Source organism: Microbispora sp. CSR-4 (genome assembly GCF_008033685.1).
Taxonomy (GTDB): Bacteria; Actinomycetota; Actinomycetes; order Streptosporangiales; family Streptosporangiaceae; genus Microbispora.
This window is the reverse complement of sequence record NZ_VJVX01000010.1, coordinates 20493-35729: the sequence shown is the minus strand read 5'-3', so window position 1 is coordinate 35729 and position 15237 is coordinate 20493. Positions and strand designations below refer to the sequence as shown.

The window sequence follows — 15237 nt, the reverse complement described above, 5'->3', positions numbered from 1 at the left end:
CGACGCCCGTGAGCGCGGATATGCGCCCGGGGCAGCCGAAGCGGGTGAACGCGGACGTGCGGCTGAAGCGGGTGGACAGGAACGTGCGCCCAGAGCGGACGACGCGCCTGAGCACGGGCGCGCGCCCGGGGCGACTGAACGCGGATGTGGGCCCGGAGCGGCCGAGCAGTGCCCTTCGTGCGGAGCGCACGAGCACCGCCCATCGTGCCGGCCGCGCCCTGTGACGACCCACAGCGCCACTGTCTCGCCGCCGGAGGGTCGTGCCCGTCTGGCTCCTCCGGCCGGTCGCGGCGTGCTTGCTCATCGGTCCTCCTGATCCCGCTCGGGGCGGCCACTCCGCCCGTGCTGGGGTCAGACTGCGGGATCGCGCATGGCCGAATTCGGACCGAGCACGGTTCTGTGGACAAGAACGCCGCAGCCGTAGTTGTCCACAACGACAGCACCCCCGAATATGGAGAGACGACTAGCGAATGGTGAGCTCTTGGGTCATTTGCTCCGCTCGCTGTCCACAGGTGTGGATGAAGTTGTCCACAGGCTGTTCACGGCAGGAGCTCTGCCCCTTGTTCACAGGAGGAGGAACCGGCCTGTCGCTCACGGCAGGAGGATCTGGCCCGCCAGGCCCGCGACCATGGGGACGATCCCCAGGAAGACGAAGGCCGGCAGGAAGCAGAGCCCGAGCGGCGCGACGGCGTGGACGCCCACCCTCCGCGCCGCGGCCGACGCCGTCGCCTGAGCCGTACGCCGGGCATCGTCGGCGAGCCGGGTGAGGACGTCGGCGACCGGCGCGCCGCTCTGGGCGGCCCTGATCATCGTTCTGGCCAGAGCCCCGAGCGCCGGCTCATCGGACAGCGCGGCCCACGCCTCCTCGGGAGGCGCGCCCAGGCGCATCTGAGCCCCCACCCACGAGAGGCGCTCGCCCACCGGGCCCGCGATCGCGACGGCGGTCGTCTCGACGGCCCCGCTCATCGGCTGTCCCGCCCGGAGACAGGCGACGATCAAATCGACGGCGAACGGAAGGTCGGCCCCCATGCGCTCTCTGCGGCGCCTGACCTCGGCCGGCTCCCGCCTGCGGACGGCGACGAACAGGCCGATGGCCGCCACCGTCCCCGCGCACGCCCCCATCAGGCCGCCGAGAAACAGGAACAGCGCGACCCCCACGGGCGCCGCGACGGCCATCCCCCGGCGTGCCGCGCTCTCGCTCATCGACCCGGGGCCTGGTGACCCCCTTACCGGCGTCTCCGACGCCGCCGTCGAAACGATGGAGTTCAGCCGCGCCGCCGGCGAACGGGCAACCGGCCACGTCAGCATGGCCAGCGTGGTCAGGAGCCCGGCCAGTACAGCGATCATGTCCCGCTCCCTCCTCAGCAGACAACCGTGCGGGGCCGTCGTTCACGGCAGCGTCAGCTCCTCCGCCCGGGTGACGAGCCTGTGGGTCCACCAGACGCCGGCGGCGTCGAGGGCGAGCCCCACGGCCAGGCAGACGAACCCCGCCGGGCCGCCGAACAGGAACGCCAGCGGATCCATGCCGAGCCCGGCGGCCATCAGCAGGCCGAGCACGGGCAGGCCCGCCAGCATCCGGGCGGTCGCCCGGGGGCCGGAAAGCTGGGCGGCGACCTCCTCCCGATGAGCCTGTGCTTCCCGAAGAGACGCGCACACCCGTTCCACCAGTGCGGTAAGGCCCCCGCCCACGGCCACGCTCACCCGCCAGCACGCGGCCAGCCGGGCCAGGCCCTCGCCGCCGCGGGCGGGAGCGGCGTTCAGCAGCGCCTGGGCGACATCCCCGCCGTCCCGGGCGGCGGCGACCACCGGGGCGAGCGCCGCCGGGTCGGGTGGGTCGACCGAGGAGACCGCCCGCGCGAGGGCGTCTCCCGGAGTCCTGCCCGCCGACAGCTCGGCTGCCAGGCTCTGGCACAGCTCGATGGACGCCGCGCGCCAGGCCGCCGCCGTCGCCCCCGGCCGTGGGCGGCGGGTGAGCGCGGTCCAGAACCCGCGCATATCCCTTGGCCGCCGTCTCCGTGTGAGCGACGTCAGCCGTGTCGTCCCGGCGTCCGGCCCGGTCCACTCCCAGGCGGCGAGGGCGGCGGCGAGCATCGCGACCAGTGCCGGGACCAGCCCGCCCGGCGGCGTCATGACGGCCGCGAGGCCGGGCAGCGCGCTCCCACCGCCTCGAAGGACGGGCAGCGTGCGCGCAACGTCTCGAAAGACGGGCCCCGGCGTGCCCGGCCGTCCGGATCGAAGGTCAGGGCCGGAGCCGCGGTCACCAGGCCGGACGGGCCGCGTTCGAGCACGCAGATCTCGGCGACGCGGCGGCGGCCTCCCCCGGCCTCCCGCGCGAGGTGGATGACGAGATCGAGCGCGGCGGCGATCTGACTGTGCACCGCCTCCCGCGACAGCCCGGCCGCACAGGCCAGAGCCTCCAGCCTCGCGGGCACGTCGGCGGCGTTGTTCGCGTGCAGCGTGCCGCAGCCTCCCTCGTGGCCCGTGTTGAGGGCGGCAAGGAGATCGACAACCTCGGCTCCTCGCACCTCGCCCACGACGAGGCGATCGGGCCGCATCCGGAGGGCCTGCCGTACGAGATCGCGCAGCCCGACCCCGCCCGCGCCTTCCAGGTTCGGCGGCCGTGCCTCCAGCCGTACGACGTGCGGGTGCACGGGCTGCAGCTCGGCGGAGTCCTCGACCAGCAGCAGACGCTCCGCCGGGCCGGCGAGTGAGAGCATGGCGCTCAACATCGTTGTTTTTCCTGTGCCGGTGCCGCCCGTGACCAGGAATGCCAGCCGGGCCGCCATGATCGCGCGGAGCACGGCGGCTCCGCCCTCCGCGGCGAGTTCTTCCACCGTGAACGCCCGCCGTGACGGCAGCCGCAGGGACAGGCAGGTTCCCTCGGCCGCGATCGGCGGGAGCACCGCATGCAGGCGCACGCCGCCCGCGAGCCGGGCGTCCACATAAGGGCACGCGTCGTCGAGACGGCGTCCGGCAGCCGCGGCCAGGCGCTGGGCGAGCCTGCGGACCTCGTCGTCTCCCGGAAACGTCACGCTCGTCCTGCGCAGGCCGTCCCCGTCGTCCACCCACACCTCGCGCGGCCCGTTGACCAGGATGTCCGTGACACCCGGCTCGGCCAGCAGGGCTTCGAGCGGGCCCGCGCCGATGAGATGAGCGCGCAGCGTTCGGGCGACGGCGAGGACCTCGGCGTCGCCGAGCACGGCCCGCTCCGCGCGCAGGGCCGCCGCCACCTGGGCCGCGGTGGGGGCGGCACCGGTCTGCGAGAGCCGTACGCGCACCGCCTCAACGAGATCGGCGGCGACTCCGGGAACGGTCACGGGGTCTTCACGGGTCATGAGCCGCCCGCCCCGGTGAACGGCCGACCGCTCTGGTCGGTCCGATGGCTCCGGTCACTTCGGCGGACCCGGCCGGTCCGCTCGGCCCTGTCGGCCCTGTCGGCCCGGTCGGCCCGGTCGGCTGGGTCGGCCGGGTCGGGTGAGGAAGACCCGGCGAGGAGGGAGTCGAGCAGTTCGGCGCAGAAGCGGCCCAGCGGAGAGCGGCGCAGCGGCGGCGGATCTCCCCGATCGAGCGTCTCCACGAGCCCGCGCACCTCCGGGAGCACACCGACGCACGGGACGGACAGAGAGGCCGCGACGACCTCGGGATCGAGCGCCCCGGCGCGCATCACCAGGCGCAGGTCGCCGGTCCCCGGCCGGAGCAGCGTCACCGTCTGAGCCGCCGCGAGCGCTCCGCGCAGGTCCGCGGGAACGACGACGATCGTCGCGGCGGCCCGGGCGAGCGCCTCGGCCTCGCCTTCGCCGAGATTGCGGGGCAAATCGACCACGATCAGGTCGCAGCCGCGCTGCGCGGCGTCGAGCACGACACGCATCGCCTCCCGGGGTATGCGCACCGGCTCACCGCGATGCGCCGACAACACCGTGAGCTCCCCGAAGGTGGGCAGCGCCTCCTGAAGGGCGGCGAAGCTCACCCTGCCTTCCCTCCCGACGACGTCGGGCCAGCGGGCACCCTGGGCCTCCTCCTGACCGAGCAGCACGTCGACGCCGCCGCCGAGCGGGTCGGCGTCGACGAGGAGTGTGCGCAGCCCGCCGCGGGACGCCGTCAGCGCGAGGGAGGACGCGAGGACGGTGGCACCGGCTCCGCCCTTCCCTCCCACGACGCACAAGACCGTGCCGGCCCTGGTCACGGGCTCGGCGGCGTCGCCGAACTCCTCCACGAGAAGCCGTTCGGCCTCGGGCAGCTCCAGCACGGTGTGCGCCCCGACCGCGACGCATCTGCGCCACATGTCGGGGTCGTCGGCCGCCCGCGTCACGACCACCACGTTCTGCCGGGGTGGCGGACCCGTGGCGGCGAGATCGTCGGCCAGGTCGCCACCGACCACGACCAGCGGGGCCCTCATCCAGTGCGGGCGGGCCTGGGCGGCCGCGTGGGCGACGTCGAGTTCGACGCCCGCGGCGGCGGCGATGCGGAGCAGATCGTCGAGAAGTTCCTGATCGTCGGTTATGGCCAGTGGGCGTGGCATCGGCGTCTCCCTCTCGTCCGGGACGACTCGGCGGTTGGGAGGACCACGATGCGAGAGGCCGCGACCGGCCCGGGCGAGCGAACGCCGTTCTGTGGACGAAGCCCGGCCTGTGGACAGGACCGGGGCAGTTCGGGTCGTCCGCTATAGACCATGGACGGGGTCGAGAAAAAGGGCGACCCCCGCCGGGGGGGAGAGCGGGGGTCGCCTTGCGGTCCGGCTCTGGGGGGGTAGAGCCGGTCCCGTATTACAAGAAAGCTTTAAACAAGTAACCAGGACATGGCAAGGGTTCGAACCCCCTCAAGCCACGTCATTCCGGATGGAGACACACCGTATGCTGCCTGATCACGAGAGGTACGTCGAGGTCCTCGCCGGTCTGAGTAAAAATTTTTCCCACAGTCAGCGCGTCAGGTCGACAGGTGCGGTCGCAACGCGTGTGGGGACCGGCCACAAGGAGTCACCGTTCACCCCTTCGTATGCGACAAACGGTATGAATGTGGACAGAAATACAGGAATGACCAAGGTGACGCGTAAAGCTCTTGGACCTAGGGGTTTCCATCCCGGGGAAACGGACGTAAAAAGGGATTACGGACCTGCGGGTTCGTGTACGACATCGGGTACCCACGCGCGACCAGCCGCGGGAGGCGTGTCGAGACGGGCTTGACCCGCTCCGACAGATCAGGTGCACGCTTGGTAGCCCGGTGACACGTACCGGCGACGGCGTTCCACACCAGGGACGCCGTCCGCTTTGTCCGCACCGCGTGCGCATCACGACCCCCGTACGCCAGGGCGAGGCCCCGACGCAGCACCGGTCCAGCAGCCGCCCCCCGCACCGCCGCGACCACGAACCAGGCACTGCCTCAGCACCGCTGCGAACGCCTACCGTGCCCCAAGCGGCCTCGCGACACCAGCGGTGAACCGCCGCCTCCAGCAGCCGCCCACCACACCGCCACAACCGCGAACCCGGCACCGCGCCATCACCCCCGCGAACACCCACCGCGCCGGTCGGCCACGCGGCCCGCCATGTGCCCGCCGTACGCGGCGGCCGTACGGGACAGGGGCGGATCAGCGGGACATGGCCTCGCAGATCGCCGTCGTCTCGCGGACGCCGTGGACGACCGCCGAGGCGCAGTGCCTCACCCAGGTGCCGACGCCCTCCCCCGTGCCCTTGAGATAGGCCCTGAGGCCCTCGGCGTACGCGTCGCCGAGGTCGGCGTGGCCCACCTCCACCACGGCGAGCGACTTGGGATCGAGGCCGAGTTCCACCAGCGTGAGCCGCTCGGCGGCGCGGGCGACCAGGCCGTCGGCCACGCCGAACGGGCGCAGCACCACCAGCTCCGCGTGCACGATCGCGGCGAGCACGAGAGCGGGCGCGGTGGAATTCGTGACCAGCCCGGCGAGTGCCGACATGCGGGCCGCGGTCTCCTCCGGCCCGGGCGCCGGGCCGAGCCCGAGCGGATCTGCGGTCGTGGGCGCGGTCCTGGGCCTGCCGGGGTCGGCGGTCAGCCCCGCCGCCGCCAGCGCGTGCAGCCGGGCGAGGACCTGCCGCGGCGCCGAACGCCACGTGGGGGCCAGCCGGCCGAGCTCGGCCGAGGCACGCAGCGCACCCTGCACGACGGGATCGGTCACCTCGCCCATGCGCAGCGGCTCCAGCGGCACGTCGACGCCCTCGATCGCGGCGGACGCGCGGGCGCCGCGCAGCGCCGACTCGGCCGACACCTCGGGTCCGCGCCGGCGCAGCACCCGGTGCCGGTAGAGCCGGTCGACGGCCTCTCGTGCCTCCTGTACGGCCTCGGGCACGCCGGGCAGCCCGGCGATCACGGCCAGGGGATCGCTCACAGCCCCCGACCATACCCGCCGGTAGGGGGTCGTTCGCCGAAGAGGTGCGGCCGTTCAGCGCACGAAGGCGACGCCGGTCTCGGCCAGTTTGTCGCCTATCGATAAGTTGGCAGGTTATAGGCGGTAACCAGACAAAACGCCCCCACCCCGATTACTTGTACTTCACACCGCTCGCCTGGTGAAGTGGGACACGACATACCCCAGCTTGGCCGAGGCGGCCGAACGAGAGACAACCTTTTAGAAGCTACGAAGGAGTACGGAGTGGCCACCGAGACCCCCGGTCAGGAAACCCAGGAGACGCTGTCGAACCTGCTGAGCGAGACGCGCCGGTTCGAGCCCCCGGCGGACCTGGCGTCGGCCGCGAACGTCAAAGCGGACGCCTACGAGGAGGCCGCACAGGACCGGCTCGCCTTCTGGGAGCGCGCCGCGGAGCGGCTGACGTGGGCGGAGCGCTGGGACACCACCCTTGAGTGGAAGCCGCCCTTCGCCAAGTGGTTCATCGGCGGCAAGCTGAACGTCGCCTACAACTGCGTCGACCGGCACGTCGAGGCCGGCCGTGGCGACAAGGTCGCCTACTACTGGGAGGGCGAGCCCGAGGGCGACAGCCGCACGATCACCTACGCCGACCTGCAGAAGGAGGTCGCGAAGGCCGCCAATGCCCTGCAGGAGCTGGGGGTGGGCAAGGGCGACAGGGTCGCGGTCTACATGCCGATGATCCCCGAGCTGCCGATCACCCTGCTGGCCTGCGCCAGGATCGGGGCGATCCACTCGGTGGTCTTCGGCGGCTTCTCCTCCTCCGCTCTCAAGAGCCGCATCCACGACGCGGACGCGAAGGTCGTCGTCACGGCCGACGGCGGCTTCCGCCGCGGCGCGCCCAGCGCGCTCAAGCCGACGGTCGACGAGGCGGTCGCCGAGTGCCCCGGCGTCGAGCACGTCCTCGTCGTACGCAGGACCGGTCAGGACGTCGCGGTCACCGAGCGGGACATCTGGTGGCACGACCTCGTGGACCGTCAGCCCGCCGAGCACGAGCCGGTGCCGCACGACGCCGAAGACCCGCTGTACATCCTCTACACCAGCGGCACCACCGGGAAGCCGAAGGGCATCCTGCACACCACCGGCGGCTACCTCACCCAGGTCGCCTGGACCCACCACGCGGTCTTCGACCTCAAGCCCGACAGCGACATCTACTGGTGCACCGCCGACATCGGCTGGGTGACCGGGCACTCGTACATCGTGTACGGCCCGCTCGCCAACGGCGCGACCAGCGTGATCTACGAGGGCACCCCGGACACCCCGCACCGCGGCCGTTTCTGGGAGATCGTGCAGAAGTACAAGGTCACGATCCTCTACACCGCCCCCACCGCGATCCGTACGTTCATGAAGTGGGGCGACGACATCCCCGCGAAGTACGACATGTCGTCCCTGCGGGTGCTCGGGTCGGTCGGCGAGCCCATCAACCCCGAGGCGTACGTCTGGTATCGCGAGCACATCGGCGCCAACCGCTGCCCCGTCGTGGACACGTGGTGGCAGACGGAGACCGGCGGCATCATGATCAGCCCGCTCCCGGGCGTCACGGCCGCCAAGCCCGGCGCCGCCATGCAGCCGCTGCCCGGCATCGCGGCCGACGTGGTCGACGACCAGGGCAACTCGGTGCCGAACGGCGGTGGCGGTTTCCTCGTGGTCCGCGAGCCGTGGCCGTCCATGCTCCGGACCATCTGGGGCGACGACAAGCGCTACATCGACACCTACTGGTCGCGGTTCGACGGGATGTACTTCCCCGGCGACGGCGCCAAGCGCGACGAGGACGGCGACCTGTGGCTGCTCGGCCGCGTGGACGACGTCATGCTCGTCTCGGGACACAACATCTCCACGACCGAGGTCGAGAGCGCGCTCGTCAGCCACCCGAAGGTGGCCGAGGCGGCCGTCGTGGGCGCCACCGACCCGGTGACCACCCAGGCCATCGTGGCCTTCGTGATCCTGCGCGGCACCGCGGAGGAGAGCGACGACATCGCGGCCGAGCTGCGCGCCCACGTGTCCAAGACGCTCGGCCCGATCGCCAAGCCGCGGCAGATCCTGGTCGTGCCCGAGCTGCCGAAGACCCGCTCCGGCAAGATCATGCGCCGCCTGCTGCGCGACGTGGCGGAGAACCGTTCGCTCGGCGACGTCACCACGCTGACCGACGACTCCGTCATGAACCTGATCGCGCAGAAGCTGCCCACCGCCAAGAGCGAGGACTGATCGCGAGCCGCCTGACCGCGTGAAGGAAGGCGTGGACGCACGACGTCCACGCCTTCCGCATCTCCGCACCGGCCACCGGCCACGGCGCGGCAGGGCGCGGCGCGGAGCGGATAGGGCGAGGCGCTGTGAGGCCCGGCGGGGCACGGTGCCAGGCAGGGTGCGGTGCGAGGCGGGGGAGGCGCTGTAAAGCCCGGCGCCGCGCGGTGAGGCGGGACACGGTGCCAGGCAGAGCGCGGTGCCAGGCAGCACGGTGCGCACGAATCGTTCGAGCCGTCATATTCCGGCCGTGCGCGGGCAGGTCTCCGCGTGCCGCGTCCTTCGAACCGGGTTATCCCCAGGCAGGGGGCTTGACGTACACGTGCGCGGACGGGCACGAGATGATGTTTGATAGTCGCAGATAGGAGATCGCTCATGCCCGAGGACGAATCGCTCGGTGCGCTGGTCGCCCAGGCGAGCCATCACATCTCGACCCTCGTACGGTCGGAGATCGAGCTGGCGAAGGCCGAGCTCAAGTTCGACGCGAAGCGGGTCGGCGTGGCCGCCGGGCTGTTCGGCGCCGCGGCCTTCATGGGGCACCTGTGCCTCATCCTGGCCTCGTTCGCGATCGCGTACGCCCTCGTGGCCGTGGGTCTGGCCACCTGGCTGGCGTTCACGATCGTCACGGTGTTCTACCTCGTGGTGGCCGGGCTGCTGGTCCTCGTCGGCTATCGACGGCTCAAGGGGCTGACCGGCATGAAGCGCACGAGACGGAGCCTGCGTGGCCTGGCCGGCCCGGAGGAGGCGGAGGACGAGCTGCCGGAGAGGGTTCCGGCTCCCGCGGCAAGGCCCGCGGCCCCGGCGCCCCCGCCGTACACGGGCCCGACCGCCGGGCAGGTGGGCGCCCACCGGGAGTCCGTGAGCGATGCCGGTTGACGAGACGCTGATCGAGGTCGAGGGCCCCTGGACACACCGTGCGGTGCACGCGGGCGGTGTGCGGTTCCACGTGGCCGAGGCCGGTGAAGGGCCGCTGGTCCTGCTGCTGCACGGGTTCCCCCAGTTCTGGTGGACCTGGCGGCACCAGCTTCCGGCGCTGGCGGAGGCCGGCTACCGCGCCGCCGCCGTCGACCTGCGCGGTTACGGCACCAGCGACAAGCCGCCGCGCGGCTACGACCTGCCCACGTTGGCCGTCGACGCGGCGGGCCTGGTGCGCGCGCTCGGCGAGACGAGCGCGATCGTGGTGGGCCATGACTGGGGCGGGCTGCTGGGCTGGACGATGAGCGTCCTCGACCCGAAGGTGGTGCGGCGGCTGGTGCCCGTCTCGGCGCCGCATCCGCTGCGCATGCGCTCCGCGCTGTTCACCGACCCGCTCGGGCAGCTCAAGGCCAGCCGCTACGCCCTGGGGTTCCAGCTCCCCTTCCTGCCGGAGCGGAAGCTGACCCGCAAGGGCGGCGCCGCGGTGGGCAAGCTCGTCGAGAGGTGGGCCGGACCGCAGTGGCCCGGCGACGGCGTCACACGGGCATACCGGGAGGCGATGCGGCTCCCGGCGGTGGCGCACTGCGCGCTGGAGTACTACCGCTGGTTCGCCCGGTCGCAGCTCCGCGCCGACGGCTTCCGCTACGCCCGGCAGATGCGCGCGGAGATCGAGGCGCCGACGCTGCAGTTGCACGGCGCGCTCGACCCGTGCATCCTGCCGCGGACCGCCCAGGGTTCCAGCAGGTTCGTGGCCGCGCCGTACCGGTGGCGGCTGATCGAGGGCGCCGGGCATTTCCCGCACGAAGAGCGCCCGGAGCAGTTCAACACCGAGCTCATCTCCTGGCTCTCCGACCCCGAGCCCGACCGCTGAGCCCTGCCGCTCAGCCCCGCCGCTCAGCCCTGCCGCGGAACCGGGCTACGACCGCCGAGCGGCCCGACCGCGCCCCGATCACGGACCCACCGCCGAGCCCCGCCTGGGGTCCCACCCCTGAAGCCCGGCCGCTACCGCCAGCCCATCCAAGGCACACCCCCGAACCCGGTCAGACCCACGCCCGCCGCTGAGCCCCCGCTTTGCGGCCTCGCCGTCGAATCGGGCCTCTGACGTGCCGTTCGGCGTCAGGAATGGTCCGCCGACGCCGGTCCCGCACGCCGTCCCTCCACAGCGTGACCGCTCCCAGGCGGCCGCCCCGGCTGCCGGATCGGTACCCGTGATCTTGTAGAAGATAGTAGAAATGTGCCCTGAAGTGGCTCAACTTCCTGGTTGATCTCCGGGCTATCCGGGAGTCGCCGGGGGCTTCGGCCGCTTGGAACCGCCCACGCGCCCTGCGGAGAGACCATGCGTGACCGTGACGAAGCGGGTCGCCCCCGCAATGCACGCCCTCGCGACGAGTACGGCAGGCCGCTTCCCAGAGGCACAGAGGGAGTGCCCCGGGTGCCGGACGACTACGCCCCCGCCGCCGAGGAGGCGCTGGAGGAGGCCAGGAAGCTGCTCGCGGCGGGCCGGCCGTTCCACGCCCACGAGGTGCTGGAGGCCCGCTGGAAGACCGGCCCCGACGAGGAACGCGAGTTGTGGCAGGGTCTCGCGCAGATATGCGTCGGTCTGACGCACATCCAGCGTGGCAACCTCTCCGGCGCCGCCGCACTGCTGACCCGCGGGTCCGCCCGGCTCGGCGCGTACGGCTCCACGCGGCCCTACCGGCTGGACCTGCGGGCCCTGGCCGTGGAGGCCGACGCGGTCACGACCGCCATCGATGAGGGAAACGCCGACGCCGGCTCCGCCATCACCGCCATCCTGACCCGGCTCACCCCCGCGTAGGGACGCTCCCTAGTCGCAGTCCTGGGTGCCCACGCGGACGACGGCGGCGCTGCCGTCCTTGGCGTCGGGCATGACCTCCTCCGCCGTGAGGGCGTAACCCGTCTCGGGCTGGTCGGTCGCGGCAGCGAAGATCACGCCGAACACGCGGCCGTCCGGGCTCAGCAGCGGCCCGCCCGAGTTGCCCGGCTGGACCTTGCCCCGGATGGCATAGACCTCGCGCTCGACCTTGCGCTGGTTGTAGATGTCGTACGACTCGGCGCGCTGCTTGATCCTGATGCGCGCGGCGAGCGGTGTGAAGGGGTGTCCCTTCGGATACCCCGCGATGATCGCGCTGTCGCCCTTGTCGGCTTCCATGTCGAAGCGCAGCGCGTTGATCGGGAGGCCGGGGACGAACAGCACGGCGATGTCGCGCTCGGGGTTGTACAGGACGACCCGGGCGTCGTACTGGTTGCCGTCGTAGTCGGTGACCTTCAGGCCCTCGGTGACTCCGGCGACGACGTGCGCGTTGGTCATGATCCGCTGGCGCGCGTAGACGAACCCGGTGCCCTCGATGCGCTTGCGGCAGCTCGGGGCGGTGCCCTGCACCTTGACGATCGCCCTGCGGGCCCGCACGAGTGCGGGGCTGCTGTTGATCAGGGTCTGGTCGGGCGGGGGCACGTTCTGGCCGCCGATGGAGGTGATGACCTGCGGCCACTCCGAGGTGTTGACGAAGTCCCTGAACTGCTTCTGCAGTGCCCCCACGCCGTCGGGGATGGCCTCGTCGACCGTCTGCCACACGACCGATCCGTTGATCTGGTCCTTGATCAGCGGCTGGCCGATGCTCATCGAGACCATCAGGGAGCCGATCAGCCAGGCGATGACCAGAACCGAAAGACCGCTGGCGACCGAGCCGCCGAAGGCGTCGACCGCCTTGGCCGGCTCCCAGGTGACGTGGCTGCGGGCCACCGCGCCGATGGTCGAGGACGCGAACTGCCCGATCGTCGCGGCCAGGAAGACGATGACGATGGCTAACAGGGCCCTCTCGATGTCACCGCTGACGATCGCTCCGGCCAGGGGCGGTGCGATGAACAGGCCCAGGATGGCGCCGCCGACGAATCCGATGAAGCTGAAGGCCCCGATGATGAAGCCCTGCCGGTAACCGGATACCGCGAAGGCCACCACCAGGCCGATCAGGATGAGATCGAGAAGATCGCCGCGCACAGTTTCCACGGTATAGGCACGCCAGTCGTCGTGTGCGGGCCTCTGCCGGGTCTCGTCGCCATACGCGGCGTACGAACACCCCGATTACGTGGGCACATGTCCCCGCATATGCCGCGTACGGGCGCCCCGCGGGCTCAGCCCCGCGGGCTCAGCCTCGCGCGGCCAGGTCGACGACCTCGGGGGGAAGATCCTCGATCCGTGAGCGGTCCCAGGGACGCTCGAAGCCGGCCGCGGTCAGCACGCCGTCCAGCACGCCGGCGGTGAACCCCCACACGAGCAGGCCGCGTACGCGGAACGCCACGGACGGGCCGACGCCGCGCGGGTGGCGCAGCCGCAGCCGGTTGGCGGGGTCCACCAGCTCCGCGACCGGGACGCGCTCGACGATCTCGACCTCGTCGGGGGACGCGGCGTGCACGGCGCAGGGCGTGTGCCACCAGGCGAGCACGGGCGTCACCCGGTTGTCGCTGCGCCAGACGTAGAGCTCGGGCATGGTGCCGACGACCTCGACGCCCGAGGGGTCGAGCCCGGTCTCCTCCTGGGCCTCGCGCAGGGCCGCGCCGATCGGGCCGTCGTCATCGGGATCGACGCCGCCGCCGGGGAACGCGGGCTGGCCGGCGTGCGTGCGGCCCTTCGAACTGCGCTGGATGAGAAGGATGTCGGGCCCCTCGGGCCCCTCGCCGAACAGCAGCAGCACCGCGGCCGAACGGCCGGCGCCGTTCGCGGGAGGCCGCAACGCGGTGGGGACAGGGCTGTGCGCGGCCTTCGCGGCCAGCTCCGTCAGCCAAGGGGGAGCCACGACCACCTCCACATCGTCACCCGTGTCGTCACACCACACCGTCACATAGGGCATGCGCGGACCCGGGCGTGCCGTACAACCACGCGAGAGCGTCCGAACTTCCCGACTAACGGGCACTCATGAGAAAGGCCCCGGTCGCACGAGCTTGCGCGCCTCCTCCGGATCGGTGGGGCCGGTGCCGTACGACGGGCAGAGCGCGGCGAGGGGGCACACCCCGCAGGCGGGCTTCCTGGCGTGGCAGATGCGCCGTCCGTGCCAGATCAGCCGATGCGACAACATCGTCCACTCGGACTTGGGGATCAGCTCGCCGACCTCGTGCTCGATCTTCACGGGATCGGTCTCGGTCGTCCAGCCGAAGCGCCTCGTCAGCCGCTGGAAGTGCGTGTCGACGGTGATGCCGGGGACGCCGAAGGCGTTGCCGAGCACGACGTTCGCGGTCTTGCGGCCCACGCCGGGGAGCTTGACGAGGTCTTCCAGCCTGCCCGGAACCTCGCCGTTGTGGCGTTCGCAGAGGGCCTGCGCCATGCCGATGATGCTGTTGGCCTTCGCCCGGAAGAACCCGGTGGACCTGATGATCTCTTCCAGCTCGGCGCGGTCGGCCCCGGCGTAGTCGGCCGCGGTGCGGTACTTCGCGAAGAGCACCGGAGTGACCATGTTGACCCTCTTGTCGGTGCACTGCGCCGAGAGGATCGTGGCGACCAGCAGCTCCAGCGGGTTGCCGAAGTCGAGCTCGCAATGGGCGTCAGGGTAGGTCTCGGCCAGGATCCGGTTCATCCGCCTCGCCCGCCGCACGAGCCCCAGGCGGGTCTCGGCCTGGCGCTGACGCCGTCGGGGAGCGGCCGTGTTCGTCGCCATGCCGCAAGCGTAGGGCCTCGCGTCCCCGGTCCGCTCCCTGGTCATGGCTTGCCACACATGCCACATATCCAGCCTGTATTTGCCAATTTGTCCCTACGCTGCGCAATACACTGTGCCGGTAGGGGGACGACCGGACGCCCGAGCCGGTCGAGCGCGCAATGGGCGTAAGGATAGGTTTCCGCCAAGATTGTGTTGTTTCGCCAGGCACGACGCACACACGTGTGAGCCGGGAGCCACGCCCATGCGACGTAACGGGACACCCCGCAATACGTCGTGGAAGGCGTGGGTCACAATGGCTAGCACGGAGCCGGCGACCGAGCGCGCCCGCAGCAAGGAGGCACCGTGAGCACCGAGGAAGTACTGAGCAAGGCGCCGCTGTTCTCCGCGCTCGACCGTGAGAGCGCCGCGGCTCTGCGTACGAGCATCACAGAGGTGGAGCTGCCCAAGGGCCGCACCCTCTTCAGCGAGAACGAGACGGGCGACCGGCTCTACGTGGTGCTCGAAGGCAAGATCAAGCTGGCGCGCACCGCTCCGGACGGCCGGGAGAACCTGCTGAGCGTGCTCGGCCCCGGCGAGATGTTCGGCGAGCTGTCGCTGTTCGACCCCCGCCCGCGTACGGCCTCGGCCATCGCGCTGACCGACGTGCGCCTGGCCGGGCTCGGCCACGACGACCTGCGGCCGTGGCTGACCGGCCGGCCCGAGGTCGCCCTCCACCTGCTGCGCGCCCTGGCCCAGCGGCTGCGCCGCACCAACGACGTGCTCGCGGACCTCGTCTTCACCGACGTGCCCGGCCGTGTCGCCAAGCAGCTCCTCGACCTGGCCGACCGCTTCGGGCAGAAGACCGACGACGGCATCCGGGTGCACCACGACCTCACCCAGGAGGAGCTCGCCCAGCTCGTGGGCGCCTCGCGGGAGACGGTCAACAAGGCCCTGGCCGACTTCGCCCAGCGCGGCTGGCTGCGCATCGAGGCCAAGGCCGTGGTGATCATGGACAGGGAGCGGCTCTTCAACCGCTCCCGCTGACGC

13 protein-coding genes are annotated in these 15237 nt (G+C 71.7%); 5 read left to right on the top strand and 8 right to left on the bottom strand.

Annotated elements, in window-relative coordinates; all coding sequences use genetic code 11:
• Window positions 1–591: 591 nt before the first annotated feature.
• The 5 genes from FLV34_RS10655 to FLV34_RS10635 all read right to left on the bottom strand — a co-directional run bounded on the left by FLV34_RS10655 (window position 592) and on the right by FLV34_RS10635 (window position 6355).
• Window positions 592–1347, bottom strand: coding sequence for a type II secretion system F family protein (locus tag FLV34_RS10655; protein WP_240971433.1), 756 nt, complete (start codon window positions 1345–1347; stop codon window positions 592–594).
• Window positions 1348–1389: 42 nt separating this feature from the next.
• Window positions 1390–2130 carry a type II secretion system F family protein gene (locus FLV34_RS10650; RefSeq protein WP_142647889.1) on the bottom strand — a complete coding sequence of 247 codons (741 nt, stop codon included), beginning with the start codon at window positions 2128–2130 and terminating at the stop codon, window positions 1390–1392.
• On the bottom strand, window positions 2127–3335 hold the full coding sequence (locus tag FLV34_RS10645; RefSeq protein ID WP_147943001.1) for a TadA family conjugal transfer-associated ATPase: 1209 nt from the start codon (window positions 3333–3335) through the stop codon (window positions 2127–2129). The genes FLV34_RS10650 and FLV34_RS10645 overlap by 4 nt, the downstream gene beginning before the upstream one ends.
• Window positions 3332–4519, bottom strand: coding sequence for a septum site-determining protein Ssd (ssd, locus tag FLV34_RS10640; RefSeq protein WP_142647887.1), 1188 nt, complete (start codon window positions 4517–4519; stop codon window positions 3332–3334). The genes FLV34_RS10645 and ssd overlap by 4 nt, the downstream gene beginning before the upstream one ends.
• A 1062-nt stretch (window positions 4520–5581) precedes the next feature.
• The gene (locus FLV34_RS10635) at window positions 5582–6355 is read right to left on the bottom strand and encodes a Fic family protein (protein ID WP_142647886.1); all 774 of its coding nucleotides are present in this window, start codon (window positions 6353–6355) and stop codon (window positions 5582–5584) included.
• Window positions 6356–6616: 261 nt separating this feature from the next.
• On the opposite strand from FLV34_RS10635, the gene acs reads away from it, so the two are divergent.
• The 4 genes from acs (at window position 6617) to FLV34_RS10615 (ending at window position 11360) form a co-directional block, all read left to right on the top strand.
• A complete protein-coding gene (acs, locus tag FLV34_RS10630) occupies window positions 6617–8593 on the top strand; it encodes an acetate--CoA ligase (RefSeq protein ID WP_142647885.1) in 1977 nt (658 codons plus the stop codon).
• 411 nt (window positions 8594–9004) lie between these two features.
• Window positions 9005–9505, top strand: coding sequence for a phage holin family protein (locus tag FLV34_RS10625; RefSeq protein WP_147943000.1), 501 nt, complete (start codon window positions 9005–9007; stop codon window positions 9503–9505).
• The gene (locus tag FLV34_RS10620; RefSeq protein ID WP_147942999.1) at window positions 9495–10415 is read left to right on the top strand and encodes an alpha/beta fold hydrolase; all 921 of its coding nucleotides are present in this window, start codon (window positions 9495–9497) and stop codon (window positions 10413–10415) included. Before FLV34_RS10625 ends, FLV34_RS10620 begins: the two co-directional genes overlap by 11 nt.
• Window positions 10416–10976: 561 nt before the next feature.
• Window positions 10977–11360, top strand: coding sequence for a DUF309 domain-containing protein (locus FLV34_RS10615; protein ID WP_260617261.1), 384 nt, complete (start codon window positions 10977–10979; stop codon window positions 11358–11360).
• A gap of 9 nt (window positions 11361–11369) precedes the next feature.
• On the opposite strand, the gene FLV34_RS10610 is transcribed toward FLV34_RS10615, so the two are convergent.
• The 3 genes from FLV34_RS10610 to nth form a co-directional block, all read right to left on the bottom strand.
• Window positions 11370–12560, bottom strand: a complete 1191-nt coding sequence (locus FLV34_RS10610; RefSeq protein WP_142647881.1) for a MarP family serine protease — start codon at window positions 12558–12560, stop codon at window positions 11370–11372.
• Between the two features lie 148 nt (window positions 12561–12708).
• Entirely contained in the window at window positions 12709–13356 is a 648-nt protein-coding gene (locus FLV34_RS10605) for a CoA pyrophosphatase (RefSeq protein WP_260617260.1), read from the bottom strand.
• A 117-nt stretch (window positions 13357–13473) separates the two neighbouring features.
• Window positions 13474–14211: an endonuclease III gene (gene nth / locus FLV34_RS10600; protein WP_142647879.1), complete on the bottom strand. Its 738-nt coding sequence runs from the start codon at window positions 14209–14211 to the stop codon at window positions 13474–13476.
• Between the two features lie 342 nt (window positions 14212–14553).
• On the opposite strand from nth, the gene FLV34_RS10595 reads away from it, so the two are divergent.
• Window positions 14554–15234: a Crp/Fnr family transcriptional regulator gene (locus FLV34_RS10595; RefSeq protein WP_030506761.1), complete on the top strand. Its 681-nt coding sequence runs from the start codon at window positions 14554–14556 to the stop codon at window positions 15232–15234.
• Window positions 15235–15237 lie beyond the last annotated feature (3 nt).

Bases quoted from the DNA above. Each gene is read 5' to 3' on its own strand.
- FLV34_RS10655 (WP_240971433.1), bottom strand. From the start codon at position 1,347: ATGATCGCTGTACTGGCCGGGCTCCTGACCACGCTGGCCATGCTGACG.
- FLV34_RS10650 (WP_142647889.1), bottom strand. From the start codon at position 2,130: ATGACGCCGCCGGGCGGGCTGGTCCCGGCACTGGTCGCGATGCTCGCC.
- FLV34_RS10645 (WP_147943001.1), bottom strand. From the start codon at position 3,335: ATGACCCGTGAAGACCCCGTGACCGTTCCCGGAGTCGCCGCCGATCTC.
- ssd (WP_142647887.1), bottom strand. From the start codon at position 4,519: ATGCCACGCCCACTGGCCATAACCGACGATCAGGAACTTCTCGACGAT.
- FLV34_RS10625 (WP_147943000.1), top strand. From the start codon at position 9,005: ATGCCCGAGGACGAATCGCTCGGTGCGCTGGTCGCCCAGGCGAGCCAT.
- FLV34_RS10620 (WP_147942999.1), top strand. From the start codon at position 9,495: ATGCCGGTTGACGAGACGCTGATCGAGGTCGAGGGCCCCTGGACACAC.
- nth (WP_142647879.1), bottom strand. From the start codon at position 14,211: ATGGCGACGAACACGGCCGCTCCCCGACGGCGTCAGCGCCAGGCCGAG.